The following is a 21,707-nucleotide window of genomic DNA, read 5'->3' on the forward strand; positions in this document are numbered from 1 at the left end:
CCCGATCCCATTCCGAACTCGGCCGTGAAACGCTCCAGCGCTGATGGTACTTCGTCTCAAGACGCGGGAGAGTAAGTCGCTGCCAGGTCTGCCAAGCGCACGTTTATCAAAACATCGCAAACCAGCGATGCGAAATCTTCTCGATACGATAAAGGCCCAAAAGCCTTCAAGGGCCGCCAGTCATTACCGATTGGGCGGTCCGTTGCTTTGGACCAAACAGAAATCGACATCTTGCCAACGCAAATGTCCGGAGTAAGTGGACATTTTGCCTGCGGCAAAAGTCTGGGAATAAGGGACATCTTGCTTCCGCAAATGTCCGGTGGCGCGGGGTGGAGCAGCACCCTTCCGACGCAGAAGCCAAAGGCTTCGACGACGGAAAACGACAAAAGTCCGGGCTGCCCGGCCGACGAAAGTCGATAGGTTGACGCGGGGTGGAGCAGCCCGGTAGCTCGTCAGGCTCATAACCTGAAGGTCACAGGTTCAAATCCTGTCCCCGCAACCAATCCTTACAAACAAACGGGCTCTATCGCTGGCGGGAAGCTCCGCTTCCCTGGCGATGGTAGCTCCTCGTCCTCACGGACCATAACCTGAAGGTCACAGGTTCAAATCCTGTCCCACCAACCAATCCTTACAAACAAACGAGCTCTATCGCTGGCGGGAAGCTCCGCTTCCCTGGCGATGGTAGCTCCTCGTCCTCACGGACCATAACCTGAAGGTCACTGCCGATCGCATTCCGAAGTGTGGACGTCGTCTTTGGGTCATTAGGGACCCTCAATCCCACCGGGTTCAATGTCCGCAATCACCATTTCGGATTCCGAAAGCTGCTAGTCAGCTTGCGGCCCCAAAACAGGACGGTTCGGCACCAATTTTGCGGCATTAGGAAGCACAGAGTTTTTTGGTAATGCCGGATAACTCTGCCCAATCGACCGTGTCGGTATGCTTCTGCCTTGCCAATGTTCAGCATGCTCACATCTTCACCAGACGCGCAAATACGGCGTCTACGTGAAAGTCATCCAGGGTGTACCGACCAGAATGAGTAGCCAAAGCGACATTGGCCTGGGATTCATCGAAGTCTTTATCCAGCCGTTCATCCCACGTGTCGATGACGAAACTTGATGACAGCGCTATCCGCTTCGACTCGGATGAAGACAAACGTGACAGATCGGGACGTGCGTAGATCATGCGAACGCAGTCCTCGATATCAAAGGGCAGATCTTGAACCGTTTTCAGGTAGGCCCGCATCTCGTCTGCATCAAAACGAATATGTTCATACGAATTAAGCACGTTGCGAACCGCCGGATCACTGTGTCTGAAATGATGCCCGGTCTTGGATGACCAGAATGGCGCTTGGAAAAAAGCGTAGGTGCCGCGTGGCGCGAGCAAAGCATGAACCACCGAAAGAAATCTTTCGAGTTGCGGAATGTGCTCCATCAGCGCGATCGAGAAGACGAAATCGAATAGCTCGTCGGCAAAAAATCTGTCGAGGGCGTTGATCTTGATGAAGTTGACATTTGGCAGCGCCGCAGCGAGCGAGACATTTGCGATCGCCTTGGCTTCGTATCGAAAATCCACCGACACAAATTGCTTGTTTGGGTGTCTTATCGCGAGTGAAATCACTCTTGAGAAGTCTCCCCCGCCGATCTCCAAGATGCGTTCCGCACGCATGAATTCGCCCTGCCGCTCCATCAGGCGACAGCCCCAGTCAGGTGGAAAGTCGAGCGCTACCACTTCATTGGATGCCATGCTCCCTCGCATTGGCGAACGCTGAGTGTGACGGCATCTGCCAATCTAGAATGGATGTCCAATATGCAGGCGTCCACAATATGGTCATCCGCGCTTAGGTTGGCACCGAGGCGCGCAGCCTTCGGGACCTTTTCGACTTGGCTTTGGGTGTGGTGACAGGCGTTGGCGGGGCAACCCTTTGACCGTCCACGTTTGCTTGCCGTCCGGCGATTTCGTGCGGACCGGCACGGTCCGGCCAATCGCATTGCGCAAACATTTGCCGAACGGCGGCGGAAAAGGCCTCAGGTGGACGGAACGCCGCGGTTGCCGCGGCCGACTGCCCCATCGCCTCGCGCATCCATTTTGGCGAGTGCAACGCCCGCTCGATGGCCTGCTCGAGCCCCTGCGCTTCAAGTGGCTGATACAGAAAGCCCTGGCTGCCGTCGCGGACCAGGCTGATTACACCCTGATGCGCCGGTGCTATGACCGGCACGCCAAACGACAGCGCGAGCAAAAGGCTCCCGGACGTAGTCATCTGCTCGAAGGGCATGACGGCGAAATCGGCCGCGGAATAGAGCAAGCTGAGCTTCTCGTCATCGATGTGACCATCGATGCAATAGCAGTTCTCCGGCGGAGCCCCGCGGGGGTCATAGCTGCCGGATCGCCCAGCTATTACGAACGTGGCACGGCCAGCAACGCTCGGCGCTAGGTTCAACAGCTTGTCGATACCCTTGTATCGGCGAATGTTGCCGAAGCAGAGGAATATCGTCTGTTCGTCGTCCAGGCCTAAGCTCGCCCGCGCGGTAGAGCAGCTTGCCTTTTCGGGATAGCAGTTCGCGTAGGACGGATGCTCGATTGTCACGATCTTCGCGTCGGTTGGTGCAACATGCGCTATTCTGCGAGCGATCCAGTCATCATGCACGTGGATGCAGTTCGCACGCATCACCAGTTGCTTGGTGAACTCCAGGCTCAGGTCCTGATCGACGCTATCGTGTGGAGTCAGATTGTGCACCGTCCAGAAAAATCTACCGCCATATGCCTTCAGCCGGTCAAGACAGGCGATGAAATTCGCCATGACGTCAGGGACATCTTCGCTGCGCACCCCGCGCACGATCGCATCTTCCCAATGCAGGTGGAGTGTGACCGGTTCGTGCCGCGCCAGAGCTGCCGCTTGCTCCACAGATCCGAAAGAGCAGTCGTAGTCATCTTGCAGATCCCCATACATCATCTTGATGTATGGATTTGCCTCGGCGTAGTCGGGGTAGATGATCAACCGGGACTTTTGGCCGAAACCGGGGAACGCGTCAGCCTGAGGCATCAGGCCGCTGTCAACGAAATGCGCTATTCCCCATTTCGCGGCGATGAACTCGATCCTCTTTTGTCGCCACGTTTTGTAAGCGTGGGAATCGCCGGAAAATTTGTCCGGCGGAACAAGATATTCGAAGATGTAGCCATGCCGCAGGAACGGCGCAAAATGGGTCGAGGTTGTGATGAAAATCGGAGCAAAGTTGCGTTTGGAACGCTGGGCGAGAAACACCGAACGTACCAGGAGGCCGATCTTCTCCGGCTCTCCTCCGTCGACAATATATCCAACCGTGACATGTGGCTGGACCTGTAGGAGAGCCGAGCCATGCCCGGGGTAGACGGGCAAGCTGGATTTCCCGGCTGCGATGTCCCGGTTTGCCCAATCTGCCTTTGGCAGTAATGAATAAGTCGGCGAGAAGTAGGCTTGCGCGCGCCGCAATGAACCGAAACCTCTTCGCAAAGGCGCTGGCAAGCCATCTCGCTTTGCAGCGGAGTCAGCCTGTTCGTCCGCGTTGAACAAGGCTTGCGCATTCGCCTCGAGGTCGCGGAGCGCACGCACCAGCATCCGTTGCGCGCTCGGGGACATTCCAAAGGTTTGATCGGCGGTCATCTCGCCAACTCCGCTATGACATCTGCGACCTCTCTGGCACCGTTTGATGAGCCCAGTCGGCTGCAATTCTGCCTCATGGTTTCACGGGTCAGCGGAGACATCATCTGCTCAACGAGATCTGGCAGCGGTGACAGGTCATCGTCCTTGAGCGCGAATCCACAACCCATCGCCTTTGCGTAGGTGGCTCTGCCATATTGATCATCGAGTTCCGAAGTCATGCTGACGACGAAGATCGTCGGCAGCGCGCTCGTCATCAACTCGTGGAAGCTGTTGTAGCCAGCGGCCGAAACAGCAAAATCAAAGGCGCGCAGATATCGGGCCACAGGATAGGCCGCAACATCGTTCACGCGATTGAAGCGGTTCACCGGGTAGCGGCTGATTGGTCCATTCAGATTGACGATCTGCAGATCAGGCTTGCTCGCCAACGTCGAGAGGATCCGACCCATCGTAATGGTTGAGTCTCGCCGGTTGCCTGTCCCCAACTGGATTAGCGCGGCCGGGCGATCAGGCAACAGCTCAAGTTCGGATCGTGCCTCTTCGCGCGAGAGCTGCTCGCTGGGGTCGATCAGACAGATTGGCTCCACAAGCAAGACGTCGCCCCGCCGGCTTGCGGTAGCTCCGACGTCATTTGCTCCAGCCAGATCGGATGGTTCGACGATCACATCGAAAAACTTTTCCTTCGCTATGACAGGAGCGTTGTCCTGCTCCTTTTGCCACATGCCACGCCGAAGCCAGACATAGGCTGTCGTCCGGCGGGTCGCGACAATGTCTGTCATGAAGCCATACGGGTTGCCACCGTCGAAAACGAAGACGCTCGGCTCGTGGCGAGCAAGGATCTCGGCCAGTTCTTCGGCCATCCATGGATATGCAAGGCGCTCTTCGAGGTTTGCATAGCGGTGCGACGCAATCATTTCGACATGATAGCCGGCGTCTTCGACAACGCCGATTCCAGCGCTGAGCGACGCAAAAACCGGGGTCACGTCTCCGGGCAGCTTGCGGGCTATGGCAAGAAGGCGCGTGAGGTGTCCCAGGCCGTCACCATTGGAGGAGAAGAAAAGAACAGGACGATTGCCGCGAGGACGAAAAGGCTGCCGTGATCCGTTCAGCCAGAAGCGCATGCGTCTTCTATGTGCCTCCGTTGCATTAAACCTCGGCGTGGAACGGCGGGGGTCTCCATGGATTTCGGCATGTAGCACCTGTGCCAGGTTCCCGATGCTCGTGTAGTTCGGGCCCTTGCCGAGCACGGGCTTGAGGTGCTCTGGAAGAAAAACCGGGATGTCGCGTGCAAGGCAGCTGCCAATCGCTGTCACCGGAATTTCTGCTGGCCGCTCATCGGGATAATAGAGGAATGCGTCGAGGCCGCAGGCAAACCGCACATGCGAACGTTCGTTTGGAGACAGCACTTCCCAGTCGCGTGTCACATCGGCATTGGGAGGCTGCCCGATCACTCTGACGCGGTAACGTTCACTGTCCCATATCTGCTGCAGCTGCTCGTGCCTGGATGGCCAGTGCTCGATGGATTCGTCCGTCGCAACCCCGATGATGGGCCGCCGTCCTTGGGCATGGAGATTGCGATATAGAACGTGCCCGGCATGCCCGAATGCTTGCCAGATAGTGCCGAGAGTTGGCATGCCGCTTTCGCGCAGTTGATCGAGTGCATCGTAGGTCGTCGCCGTCCATGAGACGACATCCCCAAAGTATTGGATCAGCTGCTCGTTCTTGACCGTCAGCCTCTGTTTGGAGGACGGGCTATCTACAATTGCCAGCACCCTATCAGCAAAGAGGCGCACGGGCAGCCGAGGGCGCTTGTCAAGGAGCGTGGTGGGACCGACTAGGATTGCCAAGGCGGCCTCGGTCACGGTGCTGTAGTCGAGCGACAATGCCAGTTCGCTTGTGACAACCTCCATGATGCCACTGTCGATCACGCCGTCGGTATCGTCTGCAGCTATGTGAACGAGGCCGGTGCGCCAACCGATTTCGGCATTCAGCAGTACCTCTTCGACAACGCGCCGCACGGCGTCGCATCGTTTTCGAAAGTCGCCGACATAGACCACGTCGAACCTGTTTGCCTCGCCACCAGCGAACATCTTTGACGCTGCAGTCGACATCCCGTTGGCCAGTCCGTCCATCGCCATCCCTCAATATATTGGATTGGGTCCGCCGATGAGATTTCCGGGCAATGGTACGGGTATGGCCAGCGGAGGTGAGGGCGTAGGCGACACAGGCGTGGGCGTTGGAGAGACAGGCGACGGCGTGGGCGAGACTGGCGTGGGCGAGGTAGGATTTGGCTCTTGGTCCCGCCCCTGATACTCGCCCTGTCCGCGCAGGCCTCCGCCGCTCACCATGGCAGCGTCGACTGCTCGACACATGACATCCGGCGCGAGCGTGCTATCTGGGTACATGCGTAGAAATGCAGCATACGCGGCTTCATTCGGCTGCTGCTGACAAAGCCTGTATAACTCAGCCTCGGAAGGTTGTTGCGCCGATGCCGGATTGACAAGGGCGACTGATGCCCTGGCCAACGCCAGGGCTGCGAAGAATCGTGCTCTCTGGTCCATTCAAAGCCTCCAGCAAATGCATGACAGTTTGCTATTGGCCCAACCCACCGCAGGAATTATTGGCGGTCCCACTGGTGAAGTTATCCCAGTTGTTCCTATCGTTGATAGTTGGCCTTTGGCCCAACTGGTGGAGCCCTCCAAATCATGCATTAGGCATAGCTAATTCTATTCGTCGCTCAATCGATGCATTCTCTGAGAGCATTGGGCGAACGACCAGATTTCCCGGCCTAGCCTGCGATCGCTGCCTCGATCACGGTCGAAAGCACAGATGACTCCAGCGGCTTGACCAAATAAGCGGCAGCGCCAGCCTTGATACACTTTGCACGCATGCCTGGCTGGTCGAGTCCGGTGATGATGATAACAGGCATAGCCAGCCCTTCACTTCGCATGCGTCCCAATACATCCAGGCCATTCAGGTTTGGCATATGCTGATCCAAGATGACGCAGGACGGCACCATGTCGAGCAGGCTGGCCAGAAACTCTTCGCCGGAAGCATAACCAACAGACTGGTAGGAAAGCGACAGGACAAGCCGGCGCAATGCGCGACGCACTGCGCCATCATCATCCACAATGGCTACGACAATTGGTGCAATTCCCATCTTCGACATGTACTGCAACGCATCGCGCTGACGTAGTTGGACTTGGGTCCAATGTGCCGGTGAGATGTGTGTCAGCCCTGTTGCCGCGCGACAAGACGGACGAGATCGGCTACCGTACGCACGCCCATCTTGTTCATCATTCGCCCACGATGGACCTTGATCGTCTTCTCGACGGTCCCCAGTTCGCCGGCGATTTGCTTATTCAAACGGCCCGCCACGACCAAGGTGAGCACTTCACGTTCGCGGGGCGTGAGCTTGGACAGGCGCTGTTCCAGCGAGCTGCGTTGTTCCCCATTCTGCCTCATTTCTTTATCGCGGACCAGCGCCTGCGCGACAGCGGCAAGAAGTGCCGACCGCTCGACAGGCTTGGTCAGGAAGTCGACCGCGCCGGCCTTCATCGCTCTGACACTGGCAGGAATGTCACCGCGTCCGGTAAGAAAAATCAACGGTCTCTGCGCTGTTCCTGATGCTAGTGCGTCTTGAATGCCAAAACCGTCCATTCCAGGGAGCCCGAGGTCAAGAACAGCGCAGCCGGGGACCTCGGGATCATGGTGGAGCAGGAATTCTTCGGCGTTGGAATAGCAGGCGACGGAGTGCCCATCAGACGATAGAAGTCTCTTCAACGCGCGGAGCACCCGGTCGTCGTCGTCGACCAGATAGACTGTCGGAGCGGGACCGGCCATGCCCACCTCTATAAAGGTGGCAGCGCAAGAATTACCCGCGCGCCATCGTGCTTATGCTCGTCAAACCGTAGCGTACCCCCATGAGCCTGAACAATCGAGCGGCAAATCGCGAGCCCCAGCCCAAGCCCTTTGGCCTTGGTGCTGACGAATGGCTTGAAGGCGTTTTCCCGCATTTCGGCCGTCAGGCCGGGGCCACGGTCGGCGACCATCAATTCGCAAAATCCATCCTCGCACTTGCGGGTTCTGATGGAGATGCGACGTTCCGCAGGCCCCAGGTTGGACATGGCCTCGGCCGCATTCAGGATCAGATTGAGAACGACCTGCTGCAACTGGGCAAGGTTGCCTCGCACGGCGAGTTCCGAATGGTCGGAATGGAAGTCCAACCTTGTCTGCCGGGCCACAAGCTCACTGCTTGCGAGCGCTACCGTTGCTGCCACAGCGTCGTTCAGATCCATTTGATCGAGTTGTGTTTCACCTTTCACCATCAACTGGCGCAGCTGGGCGATGATCCTCGCCGCGCGCTTGTCGTCCGCTACGATGTCCGAAAAGATTTCCCTGAGTTCAACCGTGTCGACTGGCTTCGTATCAACTAGCCGCGCCCCGGCCTCTGCATTTGCGAGTATCGATGTGAGAGGCTGGTTTAGCTCATGCGCGAACGCGCCCGACAACTCGCCAAGCTGGGACGTCCGGGAAAGATGGGCCAGTTCGAGTCTTTCCTGGTCTAGGGCCAGCTCAATGCGCCTGCGCCGCCGACCCTGAACGATCAGGGCCCCGATGGTTGCCGTCTGGAGGGCGATGACTCCCATCATCGCAAGTATCTGCAGCCGATATTTCTCCCAAACCGTAGGTTCGAAAAACCGAAGATCGGCATCGGCGGGAAGCAGCTCAACATCAATGCCCCATCGCTTCATCTGTCGCCAGTCGACAAGGAATTGACCTGTGGAACGAATGAGCTGGGGCGTCGCCGAATCGTTGGTCGCCTGCTCAGCCAAAGTCGCCATATCTTCGCCGATCGACTGGAACGTCTCGACATATCCACCCAACACACCGATGCCGATATATGTGCTGTAGACGCCATATGACGGGGCACTCGATGCCACCGCTATTTCAGCGGCGGCATTGCGGGGAATGAAGCGTCTGCCATCGGCATCCTGAAACACAGACAGGATAAGCAGGATGGTGTCGGGGGGTAGCCTTTGCACTCTTTCCTTGAAGCCTTCGAGCGTAAGGCCTGTCAGATGCTCCACCCTTAGCTTGGGCCGATAGGCCTCAAGCAATTTACTCGAGATCTTTGCCCACCCGCGGTCGAATTCGCTCGATCCTGTTAGGACAACCACTGTCTTGGCGTTGGGCTGAAGCTGCCTTGCCAGATCGATCGTTTTCGGCACGTCGAAATGGCTGACCACGCCTCCAACGCCTGGCGGCAGCTGTTCGTCCTTCAGTCTTGCGTCGTTTATCGCGCCGAAGATCAAGGGTACCCCGGGCGCGATCCTGCTGCGATTGTCGAGCAAGAACTTCAGCGCGCCCGGGCCTACGGCCATCACCACATCGAAGGTGACATCGGCATATTTGGCCTCGAGATCAGTTGCCAGTCTCAGCATATGTTCCGGCGCAGGAAAGCGAACGATATCGAGATACTCGGCGTAGATGTCGATCCCTGTCGGGAAACGCTGGTCGAGGCCGATGCGTAGCCCCTGCGCCACCTCCATTGCGGCGGGCAAGGTGCTCTCGTTCTCATAGAAGACCAATACGCGCTTGATCGGATGGGCGTCAGCATCGCCTGCCGCAATTGCAACCGACGTGGCGGTGATCCACCACGTGAAGCACACCATCGCAAGCATAAACCGAAGCTTCACCATCAGCGGACTTGTCCAACCAGCAACGGCGAACTGCCAATAACGTCATTTCTTCCATGCTGGACCGTGCAAAGCAACCACCAGGAGGGTGCAACCTGAGGTTCGGCACGCGGTGTGCTGTAGGCCCTTGGTCCAACTATTCCGTCACGTCACTTGGGTCAAAAATCAGGCGCGATGCCTTGCATTGTGAGCTTGTCTTGCACGCCCACCGTTAAGGCTGGCGGCAACTATTGTCCGACATGGCCCGCAGCGTCGGCCTGACAGTCAATGTTCGGATCGGCTCACGGGAGGAGTCGAGATGAGGCAGATTTTAACGACGGTTCTGATGGCCGTCGGTCTTGCATCCGGTGTGTGCGCGGATTTGGCGGAGGCTCAGTCGCTCGCACCTACGGAAATCACGAAGATCGCAGAAGATGCCTACATCTTCGCCTATCCCATGCTCTACGGTTACCAGACGCTCTATACTCAGACGCAGGATACAACATTCCCCGGTTATATCGGTGGGTTCGGGCAGTATCGTCACTATGCCCGAGCAGCGACACCTGCTGATCTCGACATCGTCACCCCCAACAACGACACCACCTATTCGTGGGCCTGGCTGGATCTGCGCCGCGAGCCGATCGTTTTTGAAACGCCTGACATCGACGAGGGGCGCTACAACGTTTTCCAATGGGTCGACCTCTACACCCACATTTTCGCTAGTCCAGGATCACGGCTGAGCGGGACCAAGGGCGGGACGTACATGTTCGCCGGGCCCGACTGGATCGGCGAGCCGCCCGAGGGCATCGATGAGGTCTTCCATTCGGAAACAGATTTTGTCGGCACTCTTACGCGCACAAGCCTCAATGGCGCGACGGACATTCCCAAAGTCCGGGAAATCCAGCGCGGCTACCGTTTCACGCCGCTGAGCGTCTATTTGGCCGAGAAACCGCCCGCACCTGCTCCCGAGATCAATTTCCCAGTCTGGCACGAAGACCTGGCGAAAAGCCCTGCCTTCATCGGATATATGAACTTCCTGCTTGGCCATGCAAAGCCAAACTCGGCAGACGCGGATGCGCTGAAGCGCTTTGCTGCCCTTGGCATAGGCCCCGGCAAGCCTTTCGATGCTGTGAAGCTGAACAAGGAAACAGCGGCGGCAATTCAGGCTGGTATCGATGCCGCGCTCAAGAAACTCAACGACCGAGCAGCGACGAACAAGGACAATATCGGTCTGTTCGGCTCGCGCGAGTATCTCAAGGGTGACTATGAGGCTCGCGCGCTCGGCGCAATGATGGGTATCTACGGCCAGAACGAACAGGATGCCGTCTACTTCTCTTACCAAGCCGACAAGGACGGCGAACCGCTGGACGGCACGAAGACCTATGAGCTTGCGTTCAAGGAGGCCCCCCCGGTTTCGCAATTCTGGTCCCTCACGATGTACAATCTGCCGCAGCGCCTTTTGGTCGACAACGGCGTCAACCGCTACTCCATCGGCGACCGCACCGACGGTCTAGTGAAGAACACTAATGGCGGTGTCACCATCACGCTCAGCAAGACAGACCCCGGCAAGGGCAAGAACTGGCTGCCGACGCCTGACGGTCCCTTCTTTATGGTGATGCGCATGTACGGCCCAGGGGAAGGTATCGTCAAAGGCACATGGCCGCGTCCAGAGCCTGAGATCGTGAATTGATCAAGGCCAAAGCAATCGGGAGTGAAAATCATGAGACACACGTCAATCGCGGCATCCGTTGTGGCCACCTTGATAACAGGAGCGGCCTATGCCCAGACCAGTCCACAGGTGCCGTTCGCGAAGACTCCCGCCGAAGTGACCCAGCCGCACAACGGTGTCCTGATGCATCCCGAATATGCCAAGGCGATCGGCCGCACGGCCTATGTCTGGGGCTGGCCGATGGTCAACATGATCAATCGCCGCGCCGCGATCACCCAGGCCCCGCATCCGGGTCGATTGAATGGCGTGCTTCCGGCCGCACCTCGCGGCCAGATCGCGATGCTGAGCGGCTACATCGATCCTGGCCAGAACTTCGTGACCTGCCCCAACCAGGACGTCGCCTATGGTCTCGGCTTCTTTTCGCTCGATGAGGAACCGGTGGTCATCCAGGTGCCGGACTTTGGCGGTCGTTTCTGGATCTATGCGCTCTATGATGCCCGCACAGATCAATTCGCGCAGGTCGGCAAGCCTTATGAGACAAAGCCGGGCTTCTATCTTCTCGCGGGCCCGAACTGGCGGGGTGAGGTGCCTGCAGGCATCGAAGCTATCATTCGCAGTTCGACCGAACTTGCGAATATCATCCCGCGTGTCTTCCTTGACGACACGGACGAAGACCGCAACGCAATCCAGCCTGTCCTGGATCAGATCGTCGCTTATCCGCTGAAGGATTTCGACGGCAAGATGAAGATCATCGATTGGAGCGAAGCGCCCGAAATTCCGGGGCCCGCGTCCGAAGGCAGCGGCGAGACCGCTTGGGTCGTGCCAGAGAAGTTCTTCGACCAACTCGGCACGGTTCTGGACACGGTGGAGCCGCTTCCCGGAGAAGAGGCAATGTACGCCCAGTTCCGGGCAATGCTCGCGGCCGCAGCCAAGGACCCGATGGTCAAGCAGGCACTGGTTGAGGCAGCCGTCGAGACCGAACGCGATGTGATCGCACCCTTCTTCGCATGGAATCGCAATGGCCGACCGGCGGGCAACGGCTGGAACCGTTCGACTAACAACGCCCAGTTCGGCGTCGATTATTTCGATCGGACAGGTACAGCGAAGTCGAACATGTTCGACAACAAGCCGACCGAGACGCAGTATTTCTACACCGACAACGATTCTTCCGGCGCGACGCTGAAAGGCGTCACTGCGTACGACGTAACATTTGCTCCGGGCCAGGAACCTCCGGTCAACGGGTTCTGGTCGCTGACGCTCTACAACGAGCATCATTTCTTCCATCCGAACGATCTTGGCCGTTATTCTCTGGGAACAAAGAACAAGAAGCTGGCCCGCAATGCCGATGGCTCGCTGACGATTCATGTCAGTGCGAAATTGCCGGGTGCAGACAAGGAAACGAACTGGCTTCCTGCGCCCGATGGAGCGTTTTCGCTCTACATCCGAGCGTACTGGGGTCAGCAGTCTATCCTGGACGGCTCATGGCAGCCTCCGAAGATTGTTGCGGCGAAATAGGCGCGATCAGGCAGCCGGCTCGATAGGCAGCATCCCCACTTCCACTCGGGCGGCCGCATTGTTCGTACAGTGTTTGGCAGAAACACCATTGAAACGTTGACGCATCCGTCGCCTGACAATTGTCGGCCAGCGACAATGACTAGATGATCGAAAACTTCGGAACAGGAAGGAACTGGGCTCCGGTGCACAAGTGTTGGTTTGGGCATGACCGTAGGCCCTTGGTCCAACTATTCCGCTACGTCACTTAGGTTAAAAATTGAGGCGCGGGGACGATCCGCGACGCCATTGCATCTGCTCATCGGCGGCTCGCTCGCACGCGCCGATATCGATGGCAGCCAACTGAAACAGGAGACAACGATGACGGACAAGACCGAGCATTCAGATCCGACGTCGGGCGTCGACGTCACACGACGCAGACTGCTGGCTGGAACAGCGGTTGCGGCCGTGTCGGCACTGGCCGCGACGTCGTTTGAACTTGCTCGGACAGCGCCGGCGCGAGCCCAGGCAACGCCGTCCGGCAAACCGCCCAACATCCTTGTCATCTGGGGCGACGACATCGGCACCTGGAACATCAGTCACAATAGCCGCGGCATGATGGGCTACCAGACGCCGAACATCGACCGCATTGCCCAGGAAGGCGTCTCCTTTACTGACTACTACGGCCAGCAGAGCTGCACCGCAGGCCGCGCCGCATTCATCGGCGGTATTGTGCCAGTGCGAGCCGGTATGACGAAGGTTGGTCTGCCCGGCGCGAAGGAAGGCTGGCAGGCGAGCGACCCGACCATAGCGGCGCTGTTGAAGGACAAGGGGTATGCTACCGGCCAGTTCGGCAAGAACCACTTTGGCGATCGCGACGAACACCTGCCGACCATGCATGGCTTCGACGAGTATTTCGGCAGCCTCTACCACCTGAATGCCTCCGAAGAGCCGGAAAATCTCGACTATCCGAAGGATCCCGAATTCCTCAAGAAGTTTGGGCCGCGCGGTGTGTTGAAGACCAGGGCCGACGGCAAGGGCGGCCAGTCGATCGAAGATACCGGTCCGCTAACCAAGAAGCGCATGCAAACCATTGACGAAGAAACCCTCGCTGCCGCGAAGGATTTCATCACTCGGCAGAAAACTGCTGGCACGCCATTCTTCTGTTGGTGGAACGCCACGCGCATGCATTTCCGCACTCACGTCAAGGCGGAACACCGCGGCATTTCGGGTCAGGACGAGTATTCCGACGGCATGGTCGAACACGACGCGATGGTCGGCGACATGCTCAAGCTGATTGACGATCTCGGCCTGGCCGAAGACACCATCGTCTTTTACTCGACCGACAATGGCCCGCACTACAACGCCTGGCCGGATGCCGGCACTACACCTTTCCGCAGCGAAAAGAACTCCAACTGGGAAGGCGCTTATCGCGTACCGGCCTTCGTGCGCTGGCCCGGCCATTTCACCGCCGGAGCCACGCTCAACGGTCTCGTGGCACATGAAGACTGGATGGTGACGTTCCTGACGGCAGCCGGCATGCCCGACGTCAAGGAGAGGCTGATGAAAGGCGATACTTTTGCTGGGCGAAAGTATCGCACCCATCCCGACGGCTACAACATGCTCGACTACCTGAGCGGCAAGGCCAAGGAATCGCCGCGCAAGGAGTTCTGGTATGTCAGCGACGATGGCCAGGTTGTCGCCGCCCGCTGGCAAGATTGGAAGGTCGTCTTCCTGGAGAATCGCGGCGAGGCCTTCGGCGTCTGGCGCGAGCCGTATGTCGAACTGCGGGTACCGTTGCTGTTCAATCTGCGCCGGGATCCATTTGAAAAGGCCCAGCACAATTCGAACACCTACAATGATTGGTTCCTAGACCGGGCCTTCGTCCTTGTCCCGATCCAGACACTGGCATCACAGTTCCTGTTGACCATGAAGGATTATCCGCCCAGCCAGACGCCAGGGTCCTTCAACCTGAGCAAGATCGAAGCGCAGCTCAGGGGCAGCGGTGGAGGCTGATTTAGTCCAATGCGAGGTCGTCGTTGAAGCCGCGACGGCCTCCCACTGCCTTGTGGATCCGAACTGCGTCCATTCATACAGGGCGGATACATGGCCGCACCAACCAGCAATTGAAGAATACTCAGATAAACTCTTGCGAACGGAGAGCCGTCTATACACCGCTCCAAACAGGACGTTCGGCAGATTGACGCCTGCTGTCGGTTTCTGCCACTCTTTGCGACGGTGGCTCTGAATCCATGCATATTTTGGCCGGCAGCGGATCCTCGGTGGCACATGAAAGCGGTCGAAGATCGTTGCGGCAAAGTAGGCGCGCCCCGGGGCTGCGTTGCGGGTCCGCAACATGGCCAGCAGAAACACCTTGCAAGCGTTGATGTTAATTGCCGTTTACCGCCTCTGGTGCATTCTAATCGCCAAGAAGTGTCAGATGCCTCTCATTCTCGAATCCGTGGAGCGGGGATTGCCATGACCAGACTTCGCGCAACACCGCTCTTCGCATTTGCTGTCATTGTAGCCAGTCCCATCCCCGCACTCGCCGCCAACTGCAAGTCGAGCGGGGGGCTCACTTATCTTGGCAACACCAGGGACGCTTCCCGGTCTGTCTGGCTTTCGCGCACGGATCAAGGTTCGTTCGCGCTTGAGTCTGCTCAGGGCAGCCAGACAGTGGACACCTGGGGAGTTCCGCCCGACCGACGGCTGCATATCTCGACTTCACCCGAGGTGTCCAACGGCAACGGCGGCACCCATAAACTCTACGAGACAAGCGACAACAAGCCGTGCCTGATCGATACGCAAAATCAGAAGCGTGACTGGAACATTCCGCCTAATATCCAACTCCCCAACCTGAATTTGCCCGACCGACCGCCGATCGGAAATTTCTTCCCGGATTTCAAACCGCCAACACTGACACCAGGTCTTCCGATACGGCCACAGTCGCCAATCGCCACGCTACCACCTAGCGGCTTGACGCCCGGTCGCCCGGCGCGGCCGCCCAGCGGTGTGATGCCGGGAATGCCTGGAGGCGTGCAGCAGCCGATCGCGACGCTGCCGCCGGGCGGCTTAACGCCGGGTCGTCCGACAAGGCCGCCAAGCGGTGTGATGCCGGGAATGCCTGGAGGCGTGCAGTCGCCAATCGCGACGTTGCCGCCTGGCGGCTTAACGCCGGGCCGTCCCACGCGGCCGCCCAGCGGTGTGATGCCGGGAATGCCTGGAGGCGTGCAGCAGCCGATCGCGACGCTGCCGCCGGGCGGCTTAACGCCGGGTCGTCCGACAAGGCCGCCAAGCGGTGTGATGCCGGGAATGCCTGGAGGCGTGCAGTCGCCAATCGCGACGTTGCCGCCTGGCGGCTTAACGCCGGGTCGTCCGACAAGGCCGCCAAGCGGTGTGATGCCGGGAATGCCTGGAGGCGTGCAGCCGCCGATCGCGACGCTGCCGCCTGGTGGCGTCACAGTGCCGGGAAGCCCAGGCCTGGTGCGACTCCCCGACGGAACGCTGACAAGAACAACGGTAGCGGGCATACAGGAGCGATGCATCGATCCGCGCTCTGCCACTACAGACGCACAAACGAAGTGGCCGATCTGTCCGGACGAACTCCTCGCCGAAGCTGCCCGAAGCGGCGCAAATCCCGGCGAGGTGCCTTTGACAGAGGGGCGCGATCTAGGCGCGCCGACCTTGTGGAACGCCTGGGGGCAACCTCTTTTCGTCCAGGTTTCCGACCAGCGTTTTGGTCTCGACATGGACACACAGCTGGGCAGCATCACCCTTGGCTTGGACCGGCGCATTGGCGAGGATTGGGTGCTGGGAGCATCGCTTGCCGTGCAGCACAGTTCGACCGAAGGCTTCGGCGACCTGTTGCAGGCAGACAGCACCGGGTTTGCCATCGGCCCCTATCTCGCCGTCCGTCTGTCGCCCCACTGGGCGATCGATACGTCGCTCACATATGGCCAATACGACAACGATCTTGAACTGAGCGTCCTGGAGGGTAGCTACCAATCCCGGCAATGGTCGGGAAACGTCACAGCACATGGGCAGTATACGCTTGGCGAGTATTTCGTGCGTCCAAAGGCGTCCATCACCTACTCCCACATCCAAAGCGACGGATATGACCTTGAAGGGAATGTGCTCAACCTTCCGGTCAACGTCAGCTTCCCAGAGGACAGCTTCAATTTTGGCGTCATCGAAGCTTCGACGGAGTTCAGCCGAATTTTCCTTTTCGAAAACGGAACAAGCATAATGCCCTATGCCGAAATCGGGGCGACCTACGAGTTCGAACGGCCGAATGGCGGCCAGATCCTTACGGCGGATCTGGAGCTGGCAACTCCCTCGGCTTGGGCTGGGACAGTGCGAGCGGGCGCGCGCATGCTGTTCAACAATTCCGTTCAGGTCGAGGCCAGCGGTGGCTATCTCAGTTTCGGCCAAAATGGACTTGATGTGTGGGAGGGCAAGCTTCAGGTCTCCTTCGGCTTCTGAAACATGCATTTGCCGCTTGACCGACAACTGCCGCTTCTGGGAACCTTCGTTCCAATCGGCTAAGCGGATGGCACTTAACGTGGACAAGAAGATCCATGCTGGACAGTGTCTTGGGAATTCGCACCCATCAAAGACATTTCGTGACGTGAGACCTACTGTAAGTTGCTGTCCCTGCCGATGATCCAAGAAGCGACGCCGAGCGGTCAGCAGATCGTCTTCTCCGATGTCGGCATTGAGGTGACCATAAGAACTACGCTCATGACCGACTTCGGGTTGGATGCAGTTTGGCAGCTTTTGCCTCCTGTGCTCCAACAACTGACGGTCTCGAACCGTGAAGAGTTTCGGGCGCCGGGAGGCGTACGAAAGTCCCCGAGGAAGGAACCCGCGGGCCACAGTCAACGGCTATGGAAATTTCGATCTGCGGCCGATGTCGGCGTTGGCGCGGCCGCCGATGGGAAGCGCGAGGTGGATGCGGGCAGGCCGCTTCGTTGCTCCATCGCGCGGTGTTGGCGGCCCGGCCCTGGTCCGGCCACTCGCCTGTCGACGCCAGCAATCATCATGGACACGCGTGGGTCCGTTGCCGGAGGCTGAGTGCCCGCGGCTGAAGGCTGGATCATCCCATGCCGGGTCATGGGGCGCTCTCCCGGTTCCTCGCCGCTCTGCCTCGCGGTCCGCGCGGCTGGCTCCAGCGTTCGAACACCTCGATGACCACCGCATCCGCCATTGCGGTCTGCTCGCCGGCTCCTCGCGCAAGGCCAGCCTCGTGCTTGCCCGCCAGTTGCTCGCGGTCGCGCCTCCCGTCCTGAACGATCCATCGGTGGAATTGGACGACTTTCGCCCGCCCTGCGCGTGAGCGGCATGGGTGTAAGTGAATACGCCGCCGCACTGCATCTGTCTCGCTATTCGCTGCGCAAATGGCGCGACCGGCTGGATGATGGCGAGGTCGAGATCGACTGGCGCGCGCATCTTCATCCCTCTGACCGCGCTGCCGTTAGCACTAGTGCTATCGGAGCGACGCCCGCCCGAAAGCGGATTGACAGATCCGCCAAAGGACAGTCCGGCCGCATCTAGCCAACCAGCCCGGCGCTTATTCAGCGACGATGACAAACGTGCCATTGCGCTGGAAACCAAGCAGCCAGATGCCACTGTCTCGCGCGTTGCGCGCAAGCATGGGATCGTCACCGGCATCGTGTTTCGCTGGCGCGCGGAATTCGGCGTGACGCAGAAGTAAGCGAAACTGGCATCCGTGACGCTGGCAACGGACGCGCCAGCGGCACTCGCGCTGCAGAACCTTGTGCAGCCGCCTGACGGGATGATGGCAATCGAACTGCCCGATGGGCGGCGTGTCTTTGCACCTGCAGGCAGGGATCCTGTTGCAGTACGGGCGTTCGTCGCGAGGGGAGGGACTGCATCATAATGATCGTTGCGGCGGGAGTGAAGGTGCACCTGGCATTGGCTCACACCGACATGAGGAAGGGGCTGGACGGACTCGCCCTGCTGGTCAGGCAACGCTGAAGCAGATGGCGGAGAAGAAGGTGTGAGCGCAGCGGTTGTAACGTGTGGCGATGCGGCGCCAGTCCTTGAGCCTGGCAAAGAGGTTCTCGACCTTGTGACGCTGACGATAGAGCGCCTTGTCGTAGGGATAGGGGATGTTCCGGCTTCGGCTCGACGGGATCCAAGGCTCGATGCCTTTGGCGACAAGGGCCTGGCGGAACGCGGCACTGTCGTAGCCTTTGTCGGCGATGAGCTTTTTTTTCGCCGGCGGCAACGTGTCAAGCACAAGGATCGCGCCCTTGTGGTCGCTCATCTGGCCTTCCGAAAGCAGCATGATGATCGGGCGACCCTCGCCATCGCAGACAGTGTGGAGCTTGGAGTTCAGCCCGCCCTTGGTTCGCCCGATACGGCGGGGAACATCCCCTTTTTGAGCTGGCTCGCTGCCGTGCAGTGCGCCCTTAGATGGGTGGCGTCGATCATGATGCACTCAGGTCTCGGCCCTTCGTCTTGTGCGGGGCATAACTTTTGGGCGCATCCTTCCACTGCAAGCCTTTGCGGATGACGTAGACGATCCCACTCACCACCCGCCGATCATCGACCCGCGGCACACCATGCGACAACGGAAAAATGCGGAGAGATCCGCGCCATCTGGCGCGCAGTCAGCAAAAACAAGTCACCCATCAAAGCCTCTCCTGCAGGGACCAAGGATCACAATTCAAACGGATTTAATAGGTCCTGACCCTAGCTATGTCGCTGGTTTGGGCGGGCTGAATGGTCACTACCAGGATGTTGGCGAGATCAACGCTTTCAAGGTTCCCACCTGGACAAGCTGGAAAGGGTGTCACCAAATCCGTGTCAGGTCTGATGCACACGGGTCAACCAACCTTGCTCCGAAGCGGTCTGGCCGATCACCGCATTGAAGTAGTCGCGCTGTAGGTTTGCTGTCATTGGCCCCCGCGAGCCATCTCCGATCGATATGCCGTCGACGTTGACCACTGGCAGCACCTCTGCTGCCGATCCGACCAGGAAAATCTCCCGGGCGGTGTAAAGCTCTGTCTTGTCGACGGGCCTTTCGGTCACCTGAATTCCCGCTTCCCGCGCCAGATGCAAGATCGTGTCACGTGTGATGCTTTCGAGAATGCCGCTCGTCACATCGGGTGTGATGAGTTCGTCGCGGCGGCGCAGGAAGATACAGGCTCCCGGCGACTCTGCGACGGTGCCAGCGTTGTTGAGGAGAATCGCGTCGTCATAGCCGTCATGCCTGGCCTGAAGCCTGGCAAGACGGCTGTTGACGTAATTGCCGCTCGTTTTGATGCGGGGCGGCATGGAACTGTCGGAAATGCGCGTCCATGCACTGACCTGACAGCGGATGCCGGTCTGGGTCTTGCTGCTGCGCTGCAGAGGCAGTGCAGAAATCGCGTAGCTGACAGGACCAGGAACAATGTGTTCGCCCTTGCCGTCGAGATAGGCGATCGCGCGAATGTGCACGCTCCCGCGGACGTTGTTTCGCCGCAACAGCTCAATTGTCTGGTCGTGGATCTCGTTGGAATCGAACGTCGGTTCGAATCTTAGCAGCTTCATCGATTGAAACAGCCGTTCGGTGTGTTCCTGGAGACGAAAAGCAAACAGCTCCTGTTCGCTATCGCTCCAATACGCGCACAGCCCTTCAAAGGCAGCCAGACCGTACTTGACGGCAGGCGACATCACATGGGTGACGGCCTCCTCGTACCCAATGAGCTTGCCATTCTGGACGATATAATCTGGAAGCGGCTCGGGCACTTTTCTCTCCGAAATTGTAGGTCAGTTCGATGGTCGCCGGTGAGGCTCCCTGGCGACGGGGCCAAACGCGCTGCGTCGCCCTTCAAATCGGGAGCAGACCAGGTCGTCGACTGCTCCCAAGACGTCATTGTGGGCCTTGGCGTGGCGGCACATGGGCCCGGTGGAATGCCTCCGGGCCGGGCGGCCGGTCTGCGCCAGCCTATTGCGATTCGAGCCGCTTGCGGACGTCGAGGCCGACACCTTTGTTGACGAACTGGTCGGTGACGACCGTCTCAAGGTCGACTTCACCGGGCTTGTAGAGGCCGACTTCCATCAGGTCGTCAAACCAGCTGGCAAAGCGCTTCAGGTCGATCGCGCCGAGGCCCACTTTCAGCGTGTCGCCGCCGTCAACGAGGCCGAGACGCTGGATCTCGGCGATTTCCGCCTCGAGCTTTACGTCCGTCATTTCCGGATTGTCTTTCTTGATCAGTGCATTGGCCTGCTTGCGATCGCCATAGAGATAGTTGTTCCATCCGATGATCGAAGCATCGATGAAGCGTTGCACCAGATCGGGGTTCTTTTCGATGATTTCCCGACGCGTCTCGATGATGTTCGAATAGCCGGACCAGCCATAGTCGGCGAGCAGGAATACGTCCGGCTTGAATGTGTCGATGTAGAGAGGTTCCGCAGTGGCATAGGCTTGCTGGACGGCTTCCGGGTCGGCAAGGAATGGCGCCAGCGTGAAGCTATACGCCTTCACCTGGTCGTCGCTGAGACCAAACTTGTGCTTCACCCATGGCCAGTACGTGAACTGGGCAGCTCGGGCCACATAGATCGTCCGGGCCCGGCGCATATCGGCGAGATCCTTGTACTTGCCCGGATGAGCCATCAGGGTCGTCGGATCTCTTTGGAAGAAGGCCGCCACCATGGCCGTCGGTATCTTCTGGCGGCTGTTTTCCAGTGCCAACTGCGGCACCGAAAGCAGAAAGTCGACCTTGCCGGCAGACAGCAGGCTACGCGTGTTTATCTGCGGCCCGCCCTGCACGATCCTGACATCGAGACCGTACTGCTTGTATGTGCCGTCGGCGAGCGCCTGATAGAAACCGGCGTGGCCACCCTGAGCTTTCCAGTTGGTTGCGAAGGCGACCTCTTCCTGCGCTTCGGCCTCCAGGCTCGATCCCATCACGCCGACTGCAAGCGTTAAGGCAAGCCCCAGTTGCTTCAGCGCAACCTTGATCCTTGATTTCACGTCATTTCCTCCCATTGGATTTGGCACGACTGGGCAGCCTTGCCGGACAGGTTTCTTCAGTTTTCGGCTTCGGTATTTGTGAAGCAGCAGCCCGCTCCGCCGCGGTCATCGAGCTGTTGCGAGCAAGCGGCCCACATTCGGCGCCCCAACCGCGACGGCGGAAGCGAACCGTTCAGCCGATTGACGATTCCGGCAGGATCGCGCTCTCCCCTCCTGCCCGCATTGCGAAAGCGTCATGCCTCCTCGATGACC

General features: G+C 58.9%; 13 protein-coding genes, 1 tRNA gene, 1 rRNA gene and 1 pseudogene. 7 read left to right on the plus strand and 9 right to left on the minus strand.

Annotation, left to right across the window (positions count from 1 at the left end):
• Together rrf and C8K44_RS19540 are read left to right on the plus strand one after the other, a co-directional pair.
• Window positions 1–88: ribosomal RNA gene (rrf, locus tag C8K44_RS19535) — 5S ribosomal RNA — on the plus strand; the annotation flags it as partial.
• A gap of 337 nt (window positions 89–425) precedes the next feature.
• Window positions 426–502, plus strand: a tRNA-Met gene (locus tag C8K44_RS19540).
• Window positions 503–966: 464 nt separating this feature from the next.
• On the opposite strand, the gene C8K44_RS19545 is transcribed toward C8K44_RS19540, so the two are convergent.
• From C8K44_RS19545 to C8K44_RS19575, 6 genes are all read right to left on the minus strand, one after another.
• The gene (locus tag C8K44_RS19545; RefSeq protein WP_158282765.1) at window positions 967–1,743 is read right to left on the minus strand and encodes a class I SAM-dependent methyltransferase; all 777 of its coding nucleotides are present in this window, start codon (window positions 1,741–1,743) and stop codon (window positions 967–969) included.
• Window positions 1,744–1,837: 94 nt separating this feature from the next.
• Window positions 1,838–3,637 carry a glycosyltransferase family 4 protein gene (locus C8K44_RS19550; protein ID WP_109577456.1) on the minus strand — a complete coding sequence of 600 codons (1,800 nt, stop codon included), beginning with the start codon at window positions 3,635–3,637 and terminating at the stop codon, window positions 1,838–1,840.
• On the minus strand, window positions 3,634–5,766 hold the full coding sequence (locus tag C8K44_RS19555; protein WP_158282766.1) for a glycosyltransferase: 2,133 nt from the start codon (window positions 5,764–5,766) through the stop codon (window positions 3,634–3,636). Before C8K44_RS19555 ends, C8K44_RS19550 begins: the two co-directional genes overlap by 4 nt.
• A 656-nt stretch (window positions 5,767–6,422) precedes the next feature.
• Window positions 6,423–6,803 carry a response regulator gene (locus C8K44_RS19565; protein ID WP_245417555.1) on the minus strand — a complete coding sequence of 127 codons (381 nt, stop codon included), beginning with the start codon at window positions 6,801–6,803 and terminating at the stop codon, window positions 6,423–6,425.
• A gap of 62 nt (window positions 6,804–6,865) precedes the next feature.
• Window positions 6,866–7,477 (minus strand): response regulator, encoded by a 612-nt coding sequence (locus tag C8K44_RS19570; protein ID WP_109577459.1) that lies wholly within the window; start codon window positions 7,475–7,477, stop codon window positions 6,866–6,868.
• Window positions 7,478–7,485: 8 nt separating this feature from the next.
• On the minus strand, window positions 7,486–9,336 hold the full coding sequence (locus C8K44_RS19575) for an ATP-binding protein (protein WP_245417556.1): 1,851 nt from the start codon (window positions 9,334–9,336) through the stop codon (window positions 7,486–7,488).
• A gap of 322 nt (window positions 9,337–9,658) precedes the next feature.
• On the opposite strand from C8K44_RS19575, the gene C8K44_RS19580 reads away from it, so the two are divergent.
• The 5 genes from C8K44_RS19580 to C8K44_RS27975 all read left to right on the plus strand — a co-directional run bounded on the left by C8K44_RS19580 (window position 9,659) and on the right by C8K44_RS27975 (window position 18,185).
• The gene (locus C8K44_RS19580) at window positions 9,659–11,002 is read left to right on the plus strand and encodes a DUF1254 domain-containing protein (RefSeq protein WP_158282767.1); all 1,344 of its coding nucleotides are present in this window, start codon (window positions 9,659–9,661) and stop codon (window positions 11,000–11,002) included.
• A 30-nt stretch (window positions 11,003–11,032) separates the two neighbouring features.
• Window positions 11,033–12,496: a DUF1254 domain-containing protein gene (locus C8K44_RS19585; protein WP_109577461.1), complete on the plus strand. Its 1,464-nt coding sequence runs from the start codon at window positions 11,033–11,035 to the stop codon at window positions 12,494–12,496.
• A gap of 357 nt (window positions 12,497–12,853) precedes the next feature.
• Window positions 12,854–14,488, plus strand: a complete 1,635-nt coding sequence (locus C8K44_RS19590; RefSeq protein ID WP_109577552.1) for an arylsulfatase — start codon at window positions 12,854–12,856, stop codon at window positions 14,486–14,488.
• 273 nt (window positions 14,489–14,761) lie between these two features.
• Window positions 14,762–16,954 carry an autotransporter outer membrane beta-barrel domain-containing protein gene (locus tag C8K44_RS19595; protein WP_146203973.1) on the plus strand — a complete coding sequence of 731 codons (2,193 nt, stop codon included), beginning with the start codon at window positions 14,762–14,764 and terminating at the stop codon, window positions 16,952–16,954.
• Window positions 16,955–17,987: 1,033 nt separating this feature from the next.
• Complete coding sequence (locus C8K44_RS27975) at window positions 17,988–18,185, plus strand: transposase (RefSeq protein WP_245417557.1); 198 nt, start codon at window positions 17,988–17,990, stop codon at window positions 18,183–18,185.
• A gap of 270 nt (window positions 18,186–18,455) precedes the next feature.
• Here the strand turns inward: C8K44_RS27975 and C8K44_RS19620 are convergent.
• From C8K44_RS19620 to C8K44_RS19630, 3 genes and pseudogenes are all read right to left on the minus strand, one after another.
• Window positions 18,456–19,129, minus strand: a pseudogene (locus C8K44_RS19620) (IS5 family transposase).
• A 174-nt stretch (window positions 19,130–19,303) separates the two neighbouring features.
• Entirely contained in the window at window positions 19,304–20,227 is a 924-nt protein-coding gene (locus tag C8K44_RS19625) for a branched-chain amino acid transaminase (RefSeq protein WP_245417558.1), read from the minus strand.
• A 199-nt stretch (window positions 20,228–20,426) separates the two neighbouring features.
• Window positions 20,427–21,455: an ABC transporter substrate-binding protein gene (locus C8K44_RS19630; protein ID WP_245417559.1), complete on the minus strand. Its 1,029-nt coding sequence runs from the start codon at window positions 21,453–21,455 to the stop codon at window positions 20,427–20,429.
• Window positions 21,456–21,707: the final 252 nt, after the last annotated feature.

This window comes from Aminobacter sp. AP02, assembly GCF_003148805.1.
Lineage (GTDB): Bacteria > Pseudomonadota > Alphaproteobacteria > Rhizobiales > Rhizobiaceae > Aminobacter.

Coding starts and splice junctions, on each gene's coding strand:
- C8K44_RS19585 (WP_109577461.1), top strand. CDS start 11,033: ATGAGACACACGTCAATCGCGGCATCCGTTGTGGCCACCTTGATAACA.
- C8K44_RS19545 (WP_158282765.1), bottom strand. CDS start 1,743: ATGGCATCCAATGAAGTGGTAGCGCTCGACTTTCCACCTGACTGGGGC.
- C8K44_RS19595 (WP_146203973.1), top strand. CDS start 14,762: ATGAAAGCGGTCGAAGATCGTTGCGGCAAAGTAGGCGCGCCCCGGGGC.
- C8K44_RS19550 (WP_109577456.1), bottom strand. CDS start 3,637: ATGACCGCCGATCAAACCTTTGGAATGTCCCCGAGCGCGCAACGGATG.
- C8K44_RS19555 (WP_158282766.1), bottom strand. CDS start 5,766: ATGGACGGACTGGCCAACGGGATGTCGACTGCAGCGTCAAAGATGTTC.
- C8K44_RS19580 (WP_158282767.1), top strand. CDS start 9,659: ATGGCCGTCGGTCTTGCATCCGGTGTGTGCGCGGATTTGGCGGAGGCT.
- C8K44_RS19570 (WP_109577459.1), bottom strand. CDS start 7,477: ATGGCCGGTCCCGCTCCGACAGTCTATCTGGTCGACGACGACGACCGG.
- C8K44_RS19590 (WP_109577552.1), top strand. CDS start 12,854: ATGACGGACAAGACCGAGCATTCAGATCCGACGTCGGGCGTCGACGTC.
- C8K44_RS19575 (WP_245417556.1), bottom strand. CDS start 9,336: ATGGTGAAGCTTCGGTTTATGCTTGCGATGGTGTGCTTCACGTGGTGG.
- C8K44_RS19565 (WP_245417555.1), bottom strand. CDS start 6,803: ATGTCGAAGATGGGAATTGCACCAATTGTCGTAGCCATTGTGGATGAT.